The following is a 20296-nucleotide window of genomic DNA, read 5'->3' as shown; positions in this document are numbered from 1 at the left end:
GACTTGACAAGCAGCGACGGATTGAATTCGGGCGGCTCCTTTACAGGGACGGCCCCTTGAGCGCGTCCACGTCACTGTGGTCAGCGTCCGGGGATGACCATGCGCCCCAAGCGCAACAGAACGTCGTCGCGCAGCTCTGACCAGGCCCGTTCCTCTCCGGATTCGAACGTGAACTGATCGTGTCGCCGTTGGTAAAACCGCACGCCATCGGCCGCCGCCAACAGCAGGGTCTGCGCTCCCAGGCGCATGCCGTACGACATGGCCTGCTGGAAGGCGTCTTTCCAGGCCAATTCTCCTGAGGCCCGGTACTTCACTTCCACCAGGGCGTGTACGCGCTGCTCCGGGTGGGTACCGGTCACGCCAATGGCGTAATCCGGGTAATTGCGTTCTCCCCGGCCCATCCGTACCGGCAGTTGCCTGATCCAGTCCTTTTCCGTGAGACCGAGGCGGCGCAGCAGCGGCTCCACCAGTTTGACTTCGACGTCGCGTTCGTTGCTCAAGTCCGTCAGATCTGTCTCGGCATGTTCAGCAAGGCGGGGCACTTTAGAAAGGTCCAGGCCACGTGTCGCCAGCAGGTTCAGAACAGCGTTGTACTCGGCGCTGCTGAGCATTTGCCCGCTGGTGCCTTGTAAGTTCCGGCCAATGTGGCTGCTGGCTCCGAACACTGGATCTGCTTTGAGCGCCTGAAACGGGATGCGGGGAACGCGCTGAATCTCTCCAATCTGTACTGCGTGTTTGTAATGAAAGAATGGATCAACGTAAGCGTCCTCCATGACCCGGAGCAGGGAATGCACCTCCTTGACGGGTGAGCGAACATACATCACGCACACGTCGCCGCGCTGCATGTCCAGACTGCCTTGCCAGTGGGTGACGTCTTCCGGCGTCATGGCTTCCAGCGCGCCGTAATCGTTGTCCTGTTTGCCATTCCCGACCAGCAGCCAGGCGTGCCGGGGCGCGGGCAGTTCGTCTCTTGCCTCGCTCTGGACATACAGTGGGCCGAAGTGGTACAAGACCGCCAGCAACCCCGGCACCGTCAGGTCGTGGCGCTGCCGGAACGCTTGGAGCGCCGCGCTGAATTGGCCGAAGTAAAGCCAGCGGCCCAGGGTGTCGTTCTTGGCTGCTACCACCGGCAAGGGAATGTCGAAGGCGGCGGCAATCTGTAAAAGTTCCTGATGCAGACCGGGAAAGCCCATGGTCTTGAAGCCGTACGGCACAAACGTATCCGGGTGGGCCAGGTGCAATCCTAGACTGACGAGCTGTACATCTTCCATGGCCCAAGCGGTATCCAACACATCATCGGCTTCATCTGATAGCTGCACCTGCCCCTGGGTCACCAGCGCCTTGAGTAGGGCTTCCACTTGTTCTGGGGATGAGGTGGGAAACTGGCTCGCATAGTCCTTGACTGCCTGTACGACGCGCACCGATTCTTCCGGTAAGGGCTCGGCCTTCCACTCGATTCCGGAGCCTTCTTCCAGACTGAGCGTGTAATCAAAAACACCGTACCTTGGCCACTCATGCTGGACGCGCTCCCCGAACGCTGATAAGGTCGCGAAGTATTGAGTTGCCTGCTCGCCGGCGAGAGAGCCAAAGTACAGTTCCAGCACCAGTGGATTGAGTTGTGAGGCCATAATTGAGTATGCCTGTTGGTTTCAGGGGAAGCTGCATCTGCCGCACAGAAAATATACTGCGCCGAGCCTTTATCCTGTCCTTCGATGACCACAGTTTTAGACATGCTTGAAAGTGCCCTGCTGGCCTCCGTCGGGCATCAGCGGGGCGAAGTGGTGGCCCCGGCGTGTATCCTGTGGCCCGATCCTACCGGGGAGTGGCAGACGGCGGCAGAGCAACTGCGTGTGCGCCGGTCCCTGTTGACGCTGGGCACCTACGCGCCGCACCTGCTGAGTGGGCCAGCCATTTGGATTCGTTCGGTGGTCGATGCCCGGCCCGCCGGTCAGGAGCCGGTGATCGTGTACCTGCCCGGTCTGGGCCTGGAGGCGCTGCGCGGTGAGACGGCGGCGGACGTGGTCAAACCCCTGGTCGATCTGCAGTTCCGGGGGGTAGTGTTTCTGGGGCCGCGCAAACGCCCCTGGACGGTGTCCTCTTTCCTCCGCGAGTTCAAAGAGCTGAAGGTCGAGGTGGCTGACAGTGCCCGTCCGGCCCTGGTTGCCCACCTGGAGGCTCTGCTGGAGCAACCTGTGCAGAACCTGCGCTCGTACGCTCCGCTGACCCTCGCCGCCCTGAGTCGGCTGACCTTCCCAGATCTTCCCGGTCAATTGCTCGCGTGGCTCTCAGACGGCAGCCCCCCGGTTTCCCAGGCGCTCGCATCGGCGTTCGCATCGGAATTCGGTGTAGACGTGTCTGGCGGCGTTTCTGAAGCCGCCCTGAAACTAGCGGCGCGAACGGGAGCTTTGACGGGCGTCTGGGAGAGGTACGCCGCGAGTCCCGACACTTACGGGGGGATTCGGTCCGTCCTGGAAGCGGCAGGGCCTGCACCCAGCGGGGCGTGGACGCCGGAGCAGGCGCAGGTCTGGCCGCAGGTTAACCGGGCCGCCGAGGCCGCCCTGCGGAGCCGCTTGCAGGCCCTGGTAGACCAGCCCGCCGGGGCCGTGCGCGAGCAGGTCTTGCAGCTTGAGCAGGAGCACGCGGTCCGGCGCACAAGTGTCTGGGGGCGGCTGGGCGAGACGCCGCTAGCGTGCGCCCTCGAACACCTGGCCGAGCTGGCCGTTTATTCTGCCGGGACGCTGGATGGGGAAACCGTCGCGGAGTGGGGAGCGGCCTATGCCTCAGGCGGGTACCGCGCGGACTTATCAGCGCTCCAGGCGCAGGGTGCCGTTCAATCGGACGCCGACCTGGAACTCGTTGGGGCCGTCTTGCGGGGACCTTACCTGGAGTGGCTCACGCGCGTCAATGACCGGTTCACCTCGGTTGCCCTGGCCGCTGCAAGTCTGCCGACGCCATGGTCGGCCTCCTGGGTACCGTCCCCCGGTCTGGCAGTGGTGTTCGTGGATGGTTTGCGCTTTGATGTGGCCGCCATGCTGGCCCGGCAGTTGAGTCCCCTGTCAGCAGAGCTGACTTGGCAGATGTCGGCGCTGCCGTCCATCACGCCCAGCGCGAAACCGGCGGTGGCTCCCATCGGTGCTGAGATGGACGTCCTGAGCGCTGAGAAGCTCACGCTGGCCTGTCTGGGCCGCAGCCTGAATGCAGCGGTGCTGCGCGACCTGCTCACGCAGCGCGGCTTCCGGGCGGTCCGCACCGCCGCCGAGGGCGATCCCGGTGGGGCCGTGTGGCTGGAAACCGGCAACCTTGACAGCCTGGGACACAGCCAGGGCGCAGGGCTCGCTGGCCTGCTGCCCGGCGAGGTGCGCAAGCTGGGAGAGCGTGTCCAGGGACTGCTGGCGGCTGGGTTCACGGAGGTGAGGATCATCACGGATCACGGCTGGCTGCTTTTACCGGGCGGCCTCCCCAAGGTGGATCTCCCCGGCGCACTGACCCTGTTCAAGAAGGGGCGCTGCGCCGTGCTCAAAGGCCTGAACGCGAGTGCGTACCCGACCGTGCCTTGGACGTGGGACGCGGACGTGCCGATCACCCTGGCTCCCGGCGTGCACTCGTTCGAGGCGGGCGAAGTGTACACCCACGGTGGTCTAAGCTTGCAGGAGAGCATTATCCCTGTCGTGACCGTTCGGGCTCAGCACTCGGTCATGCAGGCAGAGTTCGTGTCCGTGCGTTGGACGGGCAACCGCTGCCGGGTGAAGCTGACTGGCGGGGTGGACCTGACGGTGGATCTGCGCCGCCGCGCGGCAGATCCGCAGAGCTCCCTCTTGACTGGGGCAAAAATTGTCGCGGCGGACGGCAGTGTGTCGCTGCTCGTTGAAGATGATGACCTCACTGGTACCGCCGCTGTCCTGGTGGCGCTGCACCAGGATCAACTGATTCGGCAGAAGCTGGTCACCGTGGGAGAAAACGCATGACCTTGGACGCACTCGATCAACTCACCGCTTCTGCTTTCGAGGGCTATACGGTACGCAAAGACCTGGCGAAGGCCTTCAAGGGGCAGTATCCGGTGCCGACCTACGTGGGAGAGTTTCTGCTCGGCCGCTACTGCGCTAGCACTGATGAAGAGGAAATCCGTGAGGGGCTGGAGATTGTGCAGCGCATGATGAATGAGCGCACGGTGCGTGCCGGGACGCAGGAGCTGTTCAAAGCACGCGCCCGCGAGCGTGGCAGCGTCAAACTCATCGATCTGGTGACGGCCCGCCTGGACGCCAAGACCGACGCTTATCTGGTCGAGTTGCCCAGCTTGCAGCTTAAAGACGTGCGCATCACCCCGGAACTCGTTTCTGAGAACGAACGGATGCTCACAGGCGGCTTTTACGCTGAAATCGAGTTGGAGTATGACGCGGTGATCGCCGGGGAGAGAAGCGGCCGCCCTTTCGGGATCGCGTCGCTGCGCCCCATTCAGCTCTCGAAACGCTCGGCCCTGCAGGAGATGGCGGATGGCCGGGCAGGTTTCACCACCGCCGAATGGAAGGATCTGCTGCTCCGGTCCGTGGGATTCGAACCCCACGCCCTCACTCAGCGGGCCAAAGACGTCCTGTTGCTGCGAATGGTGCCCTTCGTTGAGCGCAATTACAACGCCGTGGAGCTTGGCCCGCGCGGGACGGGAAAGTCCCACCTGTACCAGCAGGTTTCTCCGTATTCCCATTTGGTGTCCGGAGGAAAAGCCAGTGTCGCCCGCATGTTTGTGAACAACGCCAGTGGCCAGCGTGGCCTAGTCACGCAGTACGACGTGGTGTGCTTCGATGAGGTCTCTGGCGTGTCCTTCGATCAAAAGGACGGCGTCAACATCATGAAGGGCTACATGGAAAGCGGCGAATTCTCGCGTGGCCGGGAGAGTATCCGCGCCGAGGGCGGCGTGATCATGGTCGGGAATTTTGACGTGGACGTCGCGCACCAGCAGCGCGTCGGGCACCTGTTCAGCCCGCTTCCGCCCGAGATGAGGGACGACACGGCTCTGATGGACCGCATTCACGCTTACCTGCCGGGTTGGGACGTGCCGAAGTTGCATGCCGGGCTGTTCACGGATCACTTCGGGCTGGTGAGCGACTTTCTCGCGGAATGTTGGCATCAATTGCGCTTTGAGGGCCGCTGGAACAAGGTGGCGCACCGCGTCCGGCTGGGCGGTGCCCTGAGCGGGCGCGACACCACGGCGGTGCAGCGGACCGTGAGCGGTCTACTGAAACTCATCGGTCCAGCTGAGGACGCCGAGATCAGCGATCAGGACCTCGAGTGGGCGGTGCGGCTGGCCCTGGAGATGCGCCGCCGCGTCAAGGAGCAGCAAAAGCGCATCGGGAGCGCAGAGTTTCGGAACACGCATTTCAGCTACCAACTGGGGCAAGACGCCGTCGAGCAATTTGTGGCGACTCCGGAATTGCAAAGTGACGACGCCATCGGCACGGACCCGCTTCCACCCGGGCAGGTCTGGGCGCTGGGCTCCGGCGGTCAAGATGAGCACGCGGGGCTCTACCGGATCGACGTCAACCAGGGACCAGGTGGCGGCGTGCGTGTTCTCAACAATCCGGTGCCCCGGCCGTTTCAGGAGAGCATCCGTTTTGCTGAGCAAAACCTCTATGCTCAGGCCCGCAGCTTGGTCGGCGAGCGAGATCCGCGTCAGCACGAGTACAGCGTTCAGTTGCGGGCCTTCGATTCGGCCCGCAGTGGCAGCGGCCTGGGCCTGCCCGCCTTGCTCGCGCTGTGTAGCGCCCTGCTGGACAAGCCTCTCAAGGGTGGCCTGGTGGCGGCAGGCCACCTGAATCTGGGCGGGGGACTGGATGTTGTGCACAACGCGATCGACCTGGCAGAACTTGCCGCCGAGAAACGTGCTGCCGCACTGATGGTGCCCATCAGTGCCCGCAAACAGCTCAATGAACTTTCAGACGACACAGCAGCTCGCCTGACCATCCTGTATTACACCGACGCACGTGACGCCCTCCATAAGGCTTTGACCGAATGACATCGCTCGCTGCTCACCGAATCGGTCGTGCGGGTGTCACCGAATGACGTGGCTATGTCGTTTACTATGGGCATGACCGAACTGCAGTCCCCGAGCCCAACGTTTTTCCTGAACATGCCGAACATCAAGGCCCTGGGCCAGTGGTCCCCTGAGGGGTTTATCGTCCTTAAGGGCAGCGAGGCGCGGGTGTCTGACGACAGCGCGCTGCAAGCACTCCTGCGCTCCGGAAGTGTGGCCCCGACCAGTGACCCGGACCGGCTTATCTTCAACGAGGACACTCTCTTCAAAACGGCCTTCGACGCCACCATCATGTTGGTGGGCAGCGGCACCTCGACGTCGAAGTGGGTGTACCGCGACGATGCGGGGCGGACCGTGCCCTTCGGCACCTGGCGCGACCAGCACCGGGCGACGTCCAAGTTCAGCCGCCGCCAGGAGCGGGTGGCGCAGGTGGTTCCCTGGCTGCTGACACAGCAGGAGAACCTCGACCGAGATGAACGGGCGTACAAACTTGAAGGGGTCGCCATGGTGTACCCGGCACTGAAGGCGTTCGTGGATGGTGGATCAGCGGAGGGTGTCACGGTCCAGCCACAGCGAAGTGGTCTCAACCAGCTTGATTGGCGGGTCGCTGCGTCCCTGGATCTGTTACTCAAACAGCGTCCAGACAGCTTGCGCCAGGCCCTGCAGATCCTCTGGACACAGCCGCTGGAGGCCCGCCGTACGGACGAGTTCTGGGGGAAGCTCGAAGACGCGCTCCAGAGTCTCACGCCTGATGAGCGCCGACCCATCAACGGGCTGGGCACCCGAGCAAGCGTTGCCAGCTACTTCCTGTTTCTTGCCGACCCGACCGGGCATCCGTTTTACCGCCGTAAGTTCGGGGCCCGTGCGGTGACGTGGTTCTACGAAGATGAGCCTCAGCAGCGCCGGACGTCGCCGGGTGAGCTGCTGGCCGAATACGTGGACCGCTGCCAGGAGCTTCACGCGGCCTTTCTCGCCGCAGGGCTGCCCTTTCGCGATCTGCTGGACACCCAGAGTGCGCTGTTCGTGCTCAGTCTCGACACCGCGCCGGTCGGTCCGGGGGTAGCCGAGGGGCCGGTTGACGCCCTGCGCGCCGAATTCGAGGCGTTCAGACGTGACCCGGTCCAGCAGCTGCGGCTGAGCCTGCGCCGCCGCCGCGCTGGGGAGTTGCGGACCCTGCTGTCTGAGCCCGCCGATCTGACCTTGGGGACCTTCAACCGCGAGGTCTGGCGTTATGAGAGCGAGACGCGGCTCGGTGAGCGGACCATCACCGGTCAGCTCGACGGCGTGGACCTTACGCCTAACCAAGTTCAGGTGCTGGCCCGCGCCCTGACAGACGGAGCGCTCGAACTGCACGGCAATTATCTCTGGGGTACCAGCTTGCTCGACTACGGTGCCAGTTTGAGCATCAGCAACGAGGAGAAGGTGGCTCACCTGCACGCCGCTGCGCAGATCCTGAACTCGCTGGAACTGTTCCCCCAGGAGAAGGCGGCTCAGCTGCAAGCCCTTCCAGGTCTGGGGCAGACGGCGGCGACGGGCCTGGTGATGGTGTTTCATCCGGAGGAATTCGCGGTCGTCAGCGACCTGTCACAGCGGGCTATCCAGACCCTGGGACTGAGCACGCAGACGGTCCTGGAGTTCGAGAATGCAGCGGCTAAGCTGCTCGAGCGCGTCGGAGGCGAGGACTACCTGGAGCTCGACTGGTTTTTGACGATGCGTGGAGCGAGGCAGCGGTACTGGTGGGTCAACCAGGGCCAGACCTACGCTGAAGAGCGCCAGCAGGGCTATGTCTGGGCCAGCGCGGACAGCGGCGTGAACATTGAGCATCATGAGAACGTTATGCGGCTGCGGCCCGGGGACCGGATCATTCACTATGCCGCTCAGGCCATCCAGGCGGTGGGCACCGTGACCGCCCCTCCGGTGAGCGTCACAGACGAGTTGTCCTCCGAGGTCATCCCCACCAAGCGTTCGGGTTACATGGCTGCCGTGTTGTACCAACCCCTGACGCCGCCCCTGTCGATCGCTGAACTGCCTGACGACGTTCGCCGAGCCGACCTGGGGCCCTTCGACAAAAACGGCAAGGTCCGGCAGGTGTATCTCTGGCCGCTTGATCCGGCTGTCTTCCAAGCGGTCATCACGCCCCGCCCGGAACCAGTCGGCAGCCCAGCGCAGCACCATCTCCCACCCGACTTTCCAACCCTGAGTGAGCGGGTGGCCGCCAGCGGCCTGCGGATAGAGGCCCGCACCCTGCGCCGCTACCATCTGGCCTTGCAAACTCGCGGCTTCGTGATCCTCTCGGGGGTCAGCGGAACAGGCAAGACCTGGCTTGCTGAAGCGTATGCCCGGGCTGCTGGCGCTGCAGTCGGCCTCTTTCCTGTCGCCCCGAACTGGACAACCAATGAGGACCTGCTCGGCTTCTACAGTCCGCTCGATGGCGGGCACTATCACCACACGGCCTTCAGCCGTTTCCTGTTGGCGGCGGGTCAGGCCTACCGGGAGGCTCAGGAAGCCGGGCAGCTCCCCCAGCCCTACCACGCCATCCTGGACGAGATGAACTTGGCCAGAGTCGAGTATTACTTTGCGCAGTTTCTGTCGAAGATGGAAATTAGATCCCGTGGTCAGGAAACCGACCTCGAACTAGGTCCGGATCTCACCGTCATGCTGCCGCCCAACCTCTCGGTCATTGGCACCGTCAACATCGACGAAACCACCCACGACTTTGCCAACAAGGTCTACGACCGAGCCCAGCTGATCGAAATTCCGGTCACCCGGTCAGACCTTGAGGCGCATCTGAACGGCCATGTTCACGCCTCGCTGCTGCTTGAAATCTGGGACGTTGTCTCCCCTGTCGCGCCCTTCGCTTTTCGGGTCATGGACGACATCCTGGCCTATCAGCAAGCTGCCCTGACACTGAACGTCGACGCTCTGGAAGCCCTAGACGACGCCCTCTTGCAAAAGGTCTTGCCAAAACTGCGCGGTACGGACCGCCGGCTGCTTGGAGTTCTGGCGGAGTTTTTAACCCTTGCTGAGGAGCGGCTTCCACTAAGTCATGCCAAGGCTGCGAGCATGCGCGCTGCCGGGATGCAGCACGGTTTTGTTTCCTTCCACTGATCTCGCCAGCGTGGCGTGGCAACCCCGAGTCACCTGGGTCAAGCCCAGTGGTCAGCCGCTGCCTGGTCCGCGGGAATGGGAAGTCGCTGCCCTGATCCTGGATGAGCTCCCCGGATCCTGGGAAAGCTTGCAGGTCAGCCGCAACGGCGCGGCGCTGCAAGTCACGCAGCGGCACCTGGCGGGACAGATCCAGGTGGTGGTGGAATGGCCGCGCGCCGGCCCCGGTCAGTACTGGCTAACCTTTTCGTGCGCCGGTCACGTCGCAACCCTGTCCTGTCTGGTTGAGGCACTCAAGCTGCTGCCAGGGGGAGTCGAGTCACTGCTGGCTGATCTCTATGAGCAGCTGCCAGCCGACGTGGCCCTCAGCCTCCAGCAGGCTGGCGGACTCGCCGGGATCGCGCCGGCAGCGCTCAAGCCTGCCACGCCGGAGGAGGAACTCGCGCGATTGAAGCGGGCCTTGTACGGTACGGCGGACCGCCCCGGCCTGATCAACAGCTTGCGTGCGGTTGCTCAGCGTCCTCATCAAGTGCTGGAGGCCTACCGCTTGCCTGTGCGCCGTGAGCTGCTCAAGCGTCCCCGGCCAGCAGCGCTGGTGCGGGCGATCACCCAGAGTGCAAACCATCCCGACCATGAACGTGCGGTGAAGCTGCCTGACGAACGGGTGGCCGCTCACGTGGATATCTACGAGAACCATGTGGTAAAAGCTGCGGTTCTGATGGTGCGCCAGCGTCTTCTGGCACTGGCGCGCGTCGCAACCCAGCGCAAGGAGCTCGGTCAACCCGTGGCTGATCTGCGAGCCGACTTCGAATGGGCGGTGTCAAGTGCTCCGTTCCTGACCGAGGTATCGGCCCTGCGTGGCCCTCCAGTCCACCTGACCATGGTGCTCGTCAAACGCGACGAATACCGTGCAGCCCTCGAAACGCTGCTGGATCTTCAGCGTGCCCTTGAGATCCGTCTGGATGACGAGCGTCTGCTTCATCCCCTGCAGAATCTGCCGGCTCTTTACCAGCTCTGGTGCTCACTGCACGTCATTCTGGCCCTGACGGACGCCTGCAAAGCTGCCGGCTTCGCTCTCGTGGAGGAGCGACTCACGTCCACCTATCCAGGAACTGTGCTGCTTAAGGTGTTGCCAAATGGGCAACCTCTCCTTAGATTTGAACGTCCGGCGGATGGTAGCCGAGTAACGATGACGTCTGAACGCACCTTTCGCCGCCAGGGCAGCGCCTTTCGGTCTGTGAGTTTTGAGCAGCGCCCGGACCTTGTTATCGAAGTACAACGTGAGAACGGATTGGCAGAACTCTGGATTCTCGATCCGAAATATAAACTCGATAGTGAAAACGACCCTGTCAGCGGTGAGGCCCATCAGCCAGACCCTGCTGGGCGTCCGAAGAAGACGGATATCGACAAGATGCACGCTTACCGCGACGCAATTCGCAGTCCAGCGGGCGCGCAGGCGGTGCGCTTCGCCGGCATTCTCTATCCGGGTCCAGACTGTTCATATTCACCGGGTCTAGGAGCTATTTCAGCACGTCCTCTCCACGCCGGTGCCCTACGAGCCAGTCTGCGTGCGCTATTTGAAACGCAGGAAGTACTGACGCCGACGCCTCATCATGACCCTGATACAGAGGCTTCGTAGCAATGGACCCGGTCTTGAAGGCGAGCAGGATTCTAGCGAACGGCTCTGAAGGGTATTAGAACCGCTTGCTCGCGTTCTTTAATTGGTCGAAGTGGCTTGGGCGTGCTGTCGTTGCGCTCGCCGACAGAGGCGCTGCAAGCTTCTACGTAACGGCCACTCGAACACCGACGCCCAGGTGATCAAGTCACGCAACCCGGTCTGCAGAATCAGGACGTCGATTTCTTAAGGGTCAGTTTAGATTGGAAAGCGGTAAACGCTGAAGCAGGACTTCGGCTGTCAGCGGTAGGGTGGCGGGGGGCATGTCGAGGATCAAGATGGCGCGGACTGAGCTACGTCTTCGGAAACCACTTCGCCCAAGTCGAGGTCGTACCACCCTTGCTGACTCACGCCCGGAATGGCCTGAAGCCCTTCTACCGGCACTACGGTCAGGTGCGTTTCCCAGGCGTGGTCGGTAGCGAGACGGCCTTTGTACTGCAGACCCCCACGAGGGCTGTAATACACCTGCGAGACACTCATCTCACGGTTGCCGTGCAGCAGGCAGATCCCGTGTGAGCCTGCGAGGATCACGCGGACCCGTTCGCCAGGCTCAGCGACAGGGAGCGGAACGGCCTGCCAGGTGGGAACCGTGAACGGCTGCCGCGCGTCGTCGGCCAGCGCCTGCAGCACCCGACGGATCTCGAGCAGGCTGCCGCGCTCCTGCGCTTCGGGTTCAGCTTCTACGGCGTACTCCGTCAGTTGCACCGCCGTCTCAAAGACACGTTCCAGCACGCCTCGTTCGAGCAGTTTCGACGACAGCCGCAAACTGCCGTAAGTCTGATCGTAGACGACGAGAATGCTCTGCCCTTTCTCGAGGCCCGGTTGACTGACACGCAGTTTGTCGGTGGTGATGCCGATATCCCGGCTCTCGAACGGAACGACCAGCGCGAACGCTTCGAGCACCAGTTCTGCCAGGCGAGCCCGCGGTACCTCACCCTGAAGGGCAGCGTGATGAAGGATGACGCCCGTACTATAAAAATTACGGGAGAAGCGCGGCTGCTGAAAGCAGATGCCCGTTCGGTGGGCATCCAAAGGGTACGGGCTGTTGAACGCATTGCCGCCACGCCGCTCACTGAACCCAATCACGCTCTCGGAAATCATCACATCACAGTCGACCGCCGTCAGGCCAGCCCGGACTTCCGCATGATGTACGCTTTCCTGGTCCAGATTCGGGTAGGCCAGGGTGGGCAAGCTGATCGGTTTGGTGGAGTAGCGCCGCTCCGGCCGAACCTGGATCGTCCTGGCCAGCGCATTGATGCGCGTAACCCGGTAGGCGCGGGTGGCGTACAAGTACACCGCACCGGGGTAGGCTTCCCGCATCATCTGCGAGTGCGAGAGGGTCCCCAGGTCATGGGTGCCGTTTGCGCTGCGCACCTCCACTTTGAAGCTGGTCTCGACGTCCCGCAGAGGAAAGGCGCGGTTGGGATGCTCACCGGCCTGGGTCCGCAGCGGCTGCATGGCCGCTGGCAAGGTTCCAGAACGTTCCTTCTCAACGAGGTCGACAAAGCCGTCCGGCCACGTCACAGGGCTCTCGAAATCGCCCTCGGTCGTGCGGCCGAGAACCCCCAGCAAGGTGTTGTGCTCACCACCCAGGTGTCCCAGGCACAGCGCGTGAATGCACTGGATGTTGGGGTTTTCCAGATAGAGCGTGCTGGCCGCTGGCGGGCGACGCAGGATCTGTTGCGGGTCTTCAAACAGAATGCGTTCACTGGGAAGGCCGCTGCTGAGAATGAAGACCCGTCCCGGCTTGCTGCGTCCCACCCGGCCGACACGCTGCTGAAAGCTGGTACTCGACGCTGGAATGCCCAGCAGCACGACCGCGTCCAGATAAGGAATGTCCATTCCGAGCTCCAAGGCACTGGTCGAGATGACACCGTCGAGTTGGCCGCGGGCCAGGCGGGTTTGAATCTCACTGCGGTCGCGCGCTTCGTATCCGCTGCGGTACGGCAAAATGCTGAGCCGGGCCAACGCAGACGCGTCCACCGGATGGTCTTCCTCAGCGTCGCCGAGCAGCTCGTCCTCAGGCTGGTCGTGGTCTCGGCGCGCCACGATGGCCGCCAGATTCTCAGTTTGTTTGCGCGAATCGCTGAAACACAGGAACTTCAAGCGCTCCTGCGCCAGGTGCTGTAGCAAGTGAGACGCGCCCGTGAGGAAATCCTTGCTTCCGTTCTGCAAGCTCAGGAAGTGCAAGCTGACCGGCTGCTTAGGTGAGCCGTCACGGCCTGGACCAATTAAACTGAACTCACGGCCAAAGAGCAACTGAAGGTGACGCTGCGGGTCACTGATGGTGGCCGAAGAGCAAACATACTGCAACCGCTTTCGGCTCAGCAGTTTGGAAGCGTGCTCAAAGCGGCGAAAGAGATAAGCAGCATTACTGCCGAATACCCCGCTGAAGGTATGCACTTCATCGACGATGATCAGGCGCACGGCCCGGATAAAGCGCGTGACTGCTTTCTTGCCGAGGTTACTCAGGAGCCAGGCATGCATGACGTCCGGCGTCATGATCACCACCCGGCAGCGCTCCAGGATAGCCTCGCGCTGCGAGACGGCGACGTGGCCGTCAATCCGGCCCACTTCAGCGTCGATGCCAGCGGTCTGAAGGGCGGTGCACCAACGCTCTTCCTGCTCAGGGCCCAGGGCTTTTTGCGGGTAGAGCACGATCACTTTGCCGTCCGGCAAGGTCGTCAGCGATTCCATGGCCGCCAGGTGAAAGCACAGCGTCTTGCCGCTGGCCGTGCCGGTGGTGACGGCAAAGTTCTCGAAATTCGCCGCGCAGGCGGCAGCGTCCGCTTGGTGCTGGTAAATCCCTCGGGGGAAGGCTCGCTGGAGGTAGCGCATGACCGGTTGGCCGCTGGGGAGGGCGTGAAGCGGCACGGTGCGGGCCGCCCGTGCGGGGAATTCGAGGGCAGCCACTTCGGTCCAACCGACAGTCTGAGGCAAATCAAGGGCAGTAGGAACGGTCATCAGGCCTCCTGGGGCAAGACGAGCAGGAAGTATTGAACTACCGGCACACGCAGAACTTCTTCCTCAAGTGTGCTGACGCTAGGCGTCAATCACTGACGCCAGCCATTGATCTTCACAACGACAGGGAGTGGCGTATTGTCGATTTCCGTAGATACGTGTTCCTGCCCGCCCCATGTCTCAGGAGCAGCGTATGACGCGCTTCAGGTCAGTGCTTCCATCTGGTCGGCGTATAGCAGCACCGCGCGGGACTCGAGCAGTAGGGCCAGCATGTCCGGCCAGCAACGCTCCAAGAGGGTCCGCAGTGCTGACGCTCTCAGGTTCCCGCAGCGGAGTTGCACGATCCAGGGCGGCGGTGTACCTGACAAAAACAGTTGATCCAGGTAATCGCCGTCTTTCGTCATGATCACCATGGTTTATTCCCGCGCGTACATCCACAGGGCGAGGGACTGGGATGCTCACCCAGTTCCCTCGCGTGCACGACATGCTCACCAGACCAGCAAGCAGCCTCGGAGACAGGTTCTCCTCTAACAAAAATCCCCGTTACGGGACTGGTTGAATCATCACGCCAGAGGGTGCTGATCACACCAGAATACGCACCGCCACAGCCCGCGCGCCGAACTCCAGACACGCCAGGACGTCCTCACGGTTCAGGACCGGATATTCTTTCAGCATGTCTTCAACCGAGTCGCCCGCCGCGAGGAACTCCAGCACCGTCTGCGCAGTGATACGCGTTCCGCTCACGGTGGGTCGCCCATTGCAGATATTCGGGTCAATTACGATCTGGGCCGCCATGCTACCAGTGTAAGCTTGACTCAAGACCGCAAAGGCGACAGATGATTATGCAGACCAACATACAGCTCGCGAACGTGCGCGTGCACCGCTTGGGCCTCACGGACGATTTCTTGCTGAATCTCAGCGACCGCGCCCAAACCGCCAAGGTGGACAGAACCACACCCGTCAGCTACAACCTGCTGCCCAATGTATCGCTGGAGGAAGCGATCTTGGACGCCTGGGACGACGCCCACAAAACCTGGGTATTTACCTGGAACGGTAACCGCCGCTTCTGGCTGCGGGCCGAGCTGGACGCGCTGTACTTCATCCTGTACGGCATCGAGCGGGGTGATGTGGACTACATCATGGACACTTTCCCCATCGTGAAGCGCAAGGACATTGCGGCGCACGGCAGCTACCGCACCAAAGAGGCTATTCTGAGCGTGTACGACGAGCTGCAAACGCTGGGGCTGGAGCGGCTGGGCGAGTACCGCAGCCGGATGAGCGGGGAAGCGGTGGCGGGGGGCTGGGAGCCGGAACCAGAGGGGGTGAACGCATGAAAGAAGACTGGTACAAGTTACTTCGCAGCGCGCATTATCTCGGCTATCACACCCAACCCGCCATGTCATATCACTTCGATCAGGCGCAGGACTTTTCCCTGGTGACGAGCAACGCCGGGGAAGTCAAGGAGGCGCAGGAACTCCTAAAGCGCGGCACGGGCATGGAGGCGGCCATCGGGACTGCATGTCCCTGGCGGAACGGAGTATTACCTGCGGGAAGTGTTCCACCCCACCTCAATTGCCCCGGCGAATCCCGGTGACGCTCCGGGCGCAAGGAAGAAGTTCAACTGGCGGCTGGGTGGCGTGGGCGTGAGCTTTGGGCGAGACTTGCGATTGGACGGTCACGACTGGTTCTCTGCGTTCAGGGAAGACAACGGGAACTTCGGCTTCGGCCTGCGAACCCTGCGGGATCAAGCTGTCAAGGATGAATTCATCGAATTTGCTCGCCCTTACTTCGTGGAGAAATGACATGACCGATACAGACATGAGTCCGATTGCTCCAACCTTCGAACTGAACTCATCGGGCGTGCAGGCTAGGGCGCAACTGAGAAACGGGCAGTTCGTGATGCTGGCGGGCAGCACTGTGCGAGCAGAATCGTCCCCATCGCTGGCAAATCACTCTTACTCCAATCTGCGTCCCAACTTGATTGACCGAGGCGATATCGCACCCAATGCTCAGGGCGAGTTGGTCTTCACGCGTGATACCGCGTTCAACTCGCCCAGCGCGGCAGCGGTGGCAGTGTTGGGCCGCTCGGCCAATGGCCGGACCACCTGGAAGGTCGCGGGGTCGGACACCGACTATGGCGAGTGGGCGGACGGCCATCCCAGTGTGCCCAAGCCTGCGTTCACAGATGTAGAGCCGCTGGAAGCCACCTGGAAGCCTTTCTTTCACGAGCTGGCCGTGAAGCTGCTGGACTTCGAGACGAGCCAGCCGGAGCTGATCGAGGTGCTGCGGGCGGCGGGCATCGCTATCAACCACGATGAGGGTGAGCCGCTGGACCAAATAGACCCCTTTACTTTCTTCTCGCTGATTCTCAAGCACACCTCGGATGTCACCGCGCTGCCTCTCTTCGCGAAGGTGGGTGCGAGTCTGGGGCTGACGTCGCCTGCACCAACAAACCTCGTTGGTGTGCCCTGGAGCAATCCCATGAACGCCTGGTTTTTTGCGTACCGCAGTGTTCGGCAACCGGAGGACGGGCCGACCCTATGGCGGCTGGCGCAGCAGGCCGTGGCAGGCGAACTGGATGCCCAGACCTTCGCTGAAGCGCTCGCTATTCGCCAGGTCGCACTGCCCAAGCTGACCCAGGGGCTGTTTTGGCTGAACCCAGAGCGGTTTTTGACCCTCAACGGCGTAAACGTGCCGTACCTCCAGGAGCGCGGCATACGGCGGGCAGGGCAGGTGCAGACCCTGGCCGAGTACGAAAGTGTGATGCAAGCGGCAGCCCAGATCAATCCGGACTTCGCCGCCCTGTCAAATTCAGCCTGGCTGATTAGCCAGCAGGGCGCGCAAACAGCCCGGTTATCCGAGAACGGCGCGTTCCCCTTCGCCCAGTTTCGTGAGGAGGCGCTGCGCTACAGTACCGACAAAGTAAAGGGCAATCTGGTGCTCGACAAGAAGTACGCCCCGCTGCTGCTGGAGATCATGGGCGGGGACTGGAAGGCACTAAGTCCGGCCCGCTCGCCGTACAGCGGGCGCGAGCAAGTGGCCGTCAAGGTAGCGCTGGGCGGCGGCGTGAAAGCAGACGGCGCAAGCTTCGGGCGGGCGCTGCTGTTCGGGGAATTGGGCGGCTTCGAATACGTGTCTTTTCCGGCGGGTCTGACGTTGGAAGTTGGTCTGCCGGACGGCAAAGGCGATGGCCCCCGGCGGGCGCTGGCCGACGCTCAGTTGCGGTCTGTGCTGCTCTCGGCGCTGACGGTGCCCCTGCCGACCAGCTCACCCGCCACGCTGACCCTCAACACCGACTTCGGGGCACTCAAGTTGCTGCCACTTCAGGAGGACCAGGCTGAGGAAGTAGAAGGCACCCTGGACCGCTACGCGCAGGGGTTCAGCAAGAGTCGGCGGCTGCGGGTGGGCGTTTCCCTCGCGCCACAGGAACTGGAGGGCGAAAACTTCCCGGCGCTGCTGGAGGCCGTCCTAAGCTACCTCGATGACCTGACGGGCGTACTTGAACGTTTGGAGCGGACACCGGACGTTGTGCCGGACGATCAGGACACGATCCAGGTGCCTGGTCAGGTGGAGGCCAGACCGCTGGCCGGATTTACGCCCGCTCCCGGTGTGCCGCTCAACCAGATCCTGTACGGCCCGCCCGGCACCGGCAAGACCTACCGGGCCATCGATGATGCGCTGGTCATCCTCGACCCAGCCACCTTGAAGGATTACCCTGGCCCCACGGGCCGCGCGGCCCGCAAGGAACGCTACGACCAACTCGTACAGGAGGGCCGCATCTCGTTCGTGACCTTCCACCAGTCCTTCGGCTACGAGGACTTCATCGAGGGCATCAAGCCAGTCATGCAGAACGGGCAGCTCTCGTATGAGTTGCAGGACGGCGTGTTTCTGGCGGCGGTGCGGGCGGCAGGGGGCGACCTGTCTACGCTCAAGAGTGCACCAACCTTACAGGAGCCAACGGTGCAAGTGCGTCCGGACGCACAGGTATGGCGTATTTATATCGACGGGACTACACCGATCAGTCAGCTTAGGGACCGCAGCATCATGCGCGGTGAAATTCGAGTGGGCAGTTGGGGCGGCGCGGTCCAGGACTTGACTGGGAAGCCTTACGACAGTCTCAGTGAGCAAAAAATCCTGTTTCGGGACGGCATTCGCATCGGTGATCTTATCTTGCTGGCCACTGGAGCCAACCGGATCGGCGGGATTGGTGTGGTTTCGGGCGAGTACTCCTTTAACCCCTCCGAACCTCTTTTCGCCACCGATTACGCCCACGCCCGCTCAGTACGCTGGCTGGCTACAGACCTGTCCTTGTCGGCGCAGGATGTTACGGGCAAAACGTTCTCACAGCAGACGATTCAGCGGGTCAAGGGAGTCACGCCCGCGCAGATCCTGGCCCTTCTGCCCCACGCCCTGTCCGGAGCCACTGGGCAGGTGCTTCAGGCGCATGTGCTGATCATCGACGAGATTAACCGGGGCAACATCGCTAAGATCTTCGGCGAGCTGATCACGCTGCTGGAGAGCGGTAAGCGAGCCGGAATGGCCGAGGCACTGACGGCCACCCTGCCGCTGAGCCGCAGGCCGCTGAGCGTGCCACAAAGCCTGTATGTCCTGGGCACCATGAATACCGCCGACCGCAGCCTGACCCTGCTGGACGCGGCCCTGCGGCGGCGCTTCTCCTTCCGTCCGGTCTGGCCGGAGCCGCAGGTGCTGCCGACCCTGACCTTCGCGGACAACGAGGCACTTGATCTGCGCAAGTTCCTCTACGCCATCAACGAGCGCATCGAGCGCCTGCTCTCCCGCGAGCAGGTGATCGGGCACGCCTACCTGCTGGGTCTGCCCGCCACCCTGGCAGGCGTCGCCAGCGCCGTGCGCGAGCGCATCCTGCCGCTGCTGGAAGAGTATTTCTTCGAGGACTGGAGCAAGATCCGTGAGGTGCTGGCTGACGAGAGTAAGGAGCTGGAACATCAGTTCATCCACCGCTCCGAATCCGGCGGCGAGGTCCGCTACCGCTTGAACGAGGCGGCCTTTGGGGCCGTGGAAGCGTTCAGCGGTGTGTACGCCGGAGTGGCTGAAAAAGACTTCCCCTTCGGCGCGTGACGGTGCCGGTTCAGCTCCAGGTCCGCGAGCATGACACGCTGGTGCGCGGTGCCCACCATCCCACCTGGTCACCGAACCTGACGGCCCTGCCGCCCCAGGCCTTCGACGCCATCGAGGCGCTGTTGCTGGGCCCCCAGTACGATCTGAACCCGGTGGCCATTGCGGCGAAGGTGGGTGGGCAGAGTGCCCTGAAGCTGACGCAGTGGGTGGGCGTACTACGGGCCCCGGACGGCACCACCATCGAGATTTTGCCCAAGACGCACGAGCGGCCCGGTGCGCGGGCGGCCCCAGACTCGCTGGAGCGCAGCCGGGCACTACTGCTCCGAATGTTGAGTGCCACCGACGAGCGCTTCCGGGTGGCCCCACCTGCGGACCTGGAACCGGCGAAGATGCCGCTCTATGAGGTGGTGTTGCGGTATGTGCTGGAAGGCGTCAGGGCGGCGCTCAGGCGGGGCGTCCCGCACGCCTACGTCCCAGTGCAGGAGGAGCGGCCCGGCCTGCGGGGTCGCCTCGATTTGCCACGGCAGATGCGGCAGCCCCGCCATCGCGCCCACCTGCTGCACGTTACTTACGACGAGTTTCTGCCAGACCGCCCGGAGACGCGGCTGACCCGTCTGACTGTGGAAAGGGTGGCCAGCCTGACCCGTGATACTAGCAACCGCCGCTTGGCGCGGGAACTGCTGCGGGTGCTGGACGACGTGCCACCGAGCCATCAGATTGCCCAGGATTTCGCCGCCTGGAACCTGGGGCGCGGGCATCTTCATTTCACGCCGCTGGAGGGGTTGTGCCGTCTGGTGCTGTACGAGCTGAACCCGCTCGTCTCGGGTCACCGGGCGCAGGCCCAGGCGCTGCTGTTTGATATGAACCGCGTCTACGAGGCGTACGTGGCGCAGCGCCTCAGAACCGAGTATCCCGACTGGCGCATCGAGACCCAGGTGCAGGGACGCTGGCTGGGGACCGTCACCCAAGGCAATCAAAGAGCCGGAGCGTTCGGCTTACGTCCAGATCTGCTGATCACGCTGCCCGACCAGCGGATTATCGTGGCCGACACCAAATGGAAGCGCCTCAAGCCGGAGAAGGCCCCGACATACGATGTCTCGAGCGCGGACGCTTACCAGATGTTCGCCTACAGCCACGTCTTCCAGCATCCCAGTGCGTTGGGCCATGTGGAGGTCTGGCTACTTTATCCGCAGATGGCCGGTCTTCCCCCGCTCCGAACTCGAGTCGAATTCGGCGAGAAACGGTTCCTACATCTACTTACCCTAGATCTTCATTCTAATGGGCTGTTCGACCTTCCGGAAATGCAGCTTTCATCCACAAATTGCTGAAGAAGAGGTTGTGTCAAGTTAACCGAGCACCATGTGAAATATAAACGTAGCTCTCGCTGACTTGACTACCAACCGGATTCTATTCGCCCCTCTGCATTCTGGATC

General features: G+C 62.7%; 12 protein-coding genes. 8 read left to right on the top strand and 4 right to left on the bottom strand.

The genetic code is table 11. The features are described from left to right. Nucleotides 1-80: 80 nt before the first annotated feature. Entirely contained in the window at nt 81-1628 is a 1548-nt protein-coding gene (locus FNU79_RS14095; RefSeq protein ID WP_143721446.1) for a type I restriction enzyme HsdR N-terminal domain-containing protein, read from the bottom strand. A gap of 84 nt (nt 1629-1712) precedes the next feature. On the opposite strand from FNU79_RS14095, the gene pglZ reads away from it, so the two are divergent. The 4 genes from pglZ to FNU79_RS14075 all read left to right on the top strand — a co-directional run bounded on the left by pglZ (nt 1713) and on the right by FNU79_RS14075 (nt 10769). Further along, entirely contained in the window at nt 1713-3965 is a 2253-nt protein-coding gene (pglZ, locus tag FNU79_RS14090; protein WP_143721445.1) for a BREX-1 system phosphatase PglZ type B, read from the top strand. Further along, nucleotides 3962-6007, top strand: coding sequence for a BREX system Lon protease-like protein BrxL (gene brxL, locus FNU79_RS14085; RefSeq protein WP_143721444.1), 2046 nt, complete (start codon nt 3962-3964; stop codon nt 6005-6007). The genes pglZ and brxL overlap by 4 nt, the downstream gene beginning before the upstream one ends. Nucleotides 6008-6079: 72 nt before the next feature. After that, nucleotides 6080-9133 carry an AAA family ATPase gene (locus FNU79_RS14080; RefSeq protein WP_185974726.1) on the top strand — a complete coding sequence of 1018 codons (3054 nt, stop codon included), beginning with the start codon at nt 6080-6082 and terminating at the stop codon, nt 9131-9133. Continuing rightward, nucleotides 9117-10769: a nuclease domain-containing protein gene (locus FNU79_RS14075; RefSeq protein ID WP_185974725.1), complete on the top strand. Its 1653-nt coding sequence runs from the start codon at nt 9117-9119 to the stop codon at nt 10767-10769. The genes FNU79_RS14080 and FNU79_RS14075 overlap by 17 nt, the downstream gene beginning before the upstream one ends. Before the next feature lie 309 nt (nt 10770-11078). On the opposite strand, the gene FNU79_RS14070 is transcribed toward FNU79_RS14075, so the two are convergent. The 3 genes from FNU79_RS14070 to FNU79_RS14060 form a co-directional block, all read right to left on the bottom strand. After that, a complete protein-coding gene (locus FNU79_RS14070; protein WP_143721441.1) occupies nt 11079-13769 on the bottom strand; it encodes a DEAD/DEAH box helicase in 2691 nt (896 codons plus the stop codon). Between the two features lie 200 nt (nt 13770-13969). Continuing rightward, nucleotides 13970-14170 carry a DUF5615 family PIN-like protein gene (locus tag FNU79_RS14065; protein ID WP_143721440.1) on the bottom strand — a complete coding sequence of 67 codons (201 nt, stop codon included), beginning with the start codon at nt 14168-14170 and terminating at the stop codon, nt 13970-13972. 178 nt (nt 14171-14348) lie between these two features. Then, a complete protein-coding gene (locus FNU79_RS14060; RefSeq protein ID WP_143721439.1) occupies nt 14349-14561 on the bottom strand; it encodes a DUF433 domain-containing protein in 213 nt (70 codons plus the stop codon). A gap of 41 nt (nt 14562-14602) precedes the next feature. Between FNU79_RS14060 and FNU79_RS19485 the strand changes: the two genes are divergently transcribed. The 4 genes from FNU79_RS19485 (at nt 14603) to FNU79_RS14035 (ending at nt 20191) form a co-directional block, all read left to right on the top strand. Beyond that, entirely contained in the window at nt 14603-15100 is a 498-nt protein-coding gene (locus tag FNU79_RS19485) for a hypothetical protein (protein ID WP_225430080.1), read from the top strand. A 219-nt stretch (nt 15101-15319) separates the two neighbouring features. After that, entirely contained in the window at nt 15320-15568 is a 249-nt protein-coding gene (locus FNU79_RS14045) for a hypothetical protein (RefSeq protein ID WP_143721437.1), read from the top strand. Between the two features lies 1 nt (nt 15569). After that, nucleotides 15570-18863, top strand: a complete 3294-nt coding sequence (locus tag FNU79_RS14040) for a DUF4357 domain-containing protein (RefSeq protein ID WP_225430079.1) — start codon at nt 15570-15572, stop codon at nt 18861-18863. Continuing rightward, nucleotides 18860-20191 (top strand): McrC family protein, encoded by a 1332-nt coding sequence (locus tag FNU79_RS14035; RefSeq protein WP_225430078.1) that lies wholly within the window; start codon nt 18860-18862, stop codon nt 20189-20191. The genes FNU79_RS14040 and FNU79_RS14035 overlap by 4 nt, the downstream gene beginning before the upstream one ends. The last annotated feature ends 105 nt before the right edge of the window (nt 20192-20296 follow it).

It is taken from the genome of Deinococcus detaillensis (assembly GCF_007280555.1).
Lineage (GTDB): Bacteria > Deinococcota > Deinococci > Deinococcales > Deinococcaceae > Deinococcus > Deinococcus detaillensis.
The sequence above is the reverse complement of the archived record's forward strand: the minus strand, read 5'-3'. Positions and strand labels throughout refer to the sequence as shown.

Bases quoted from the DNA above. Each gene is read 5' to 3' on its own strand.
- brxL (WP_143721444.1), top strand. From the start codon at position 3,962: ATGACCTTGGACGCACTCGATCAACTCACCGCTTCTGCTTTCGAGGGC.
- FNU79_RS14095 (WP_143721446.1), bottom strand. From the start codon at position 1,628: ATGGCCTCACAACTCAATCCACTGGTGCTGGAACTGTACTTTGGCTCT.
- FNU79_RS14070 (WP_143721441.1), bottom strand. From the start codon at position 13,769: ATGACCGTTCCTACTGCCCTTGATTTGCCTCAGACTGTCGGTTGGACC.
- FNU79_RS14040 (WP_225430079.1), top strand. From the start codon at position 15,570: ATGACCGATACAGACATGAGTCCGATTGCTCCAACCTTCGAACTGAAC.
- FNU79_RS14080 (WP_185974726.1), top strand. From the start codon at position 6,080: ATGACCGAACTGCAGTCCCCGAGCCCAACGTTTTTCCTGAACATGCCG.
- FNU79_RS19485 (WP_225430080.1), top strand. From the start codon at position 14,603: ATGATTATGCAGACCAACATACAGCTCGCGAACGTGCGCGTGCACCGC.
- pglZ (WP_143721445.1), top strand. From the start codon at position 1,713: ATGACCACAGTTTTAGACATGCTTGAAAGTGCCCTGCTGGCCTCCGTC.
- FNU79_RS14065 (WP_143721440.1), bottom strand. From the start codon at position 14,170: ATGACGAAAGACGGCGATTACCTGGATCAACTGTTTTTGTCAGGTACA.
- FNU79_RS14060 (WP_143721439.1), bottom strand. From the start codon at position 14,561: ATGGCGGCCCAGATCGTAATTGACCCGAATATCTGCAATGGGCGACCC.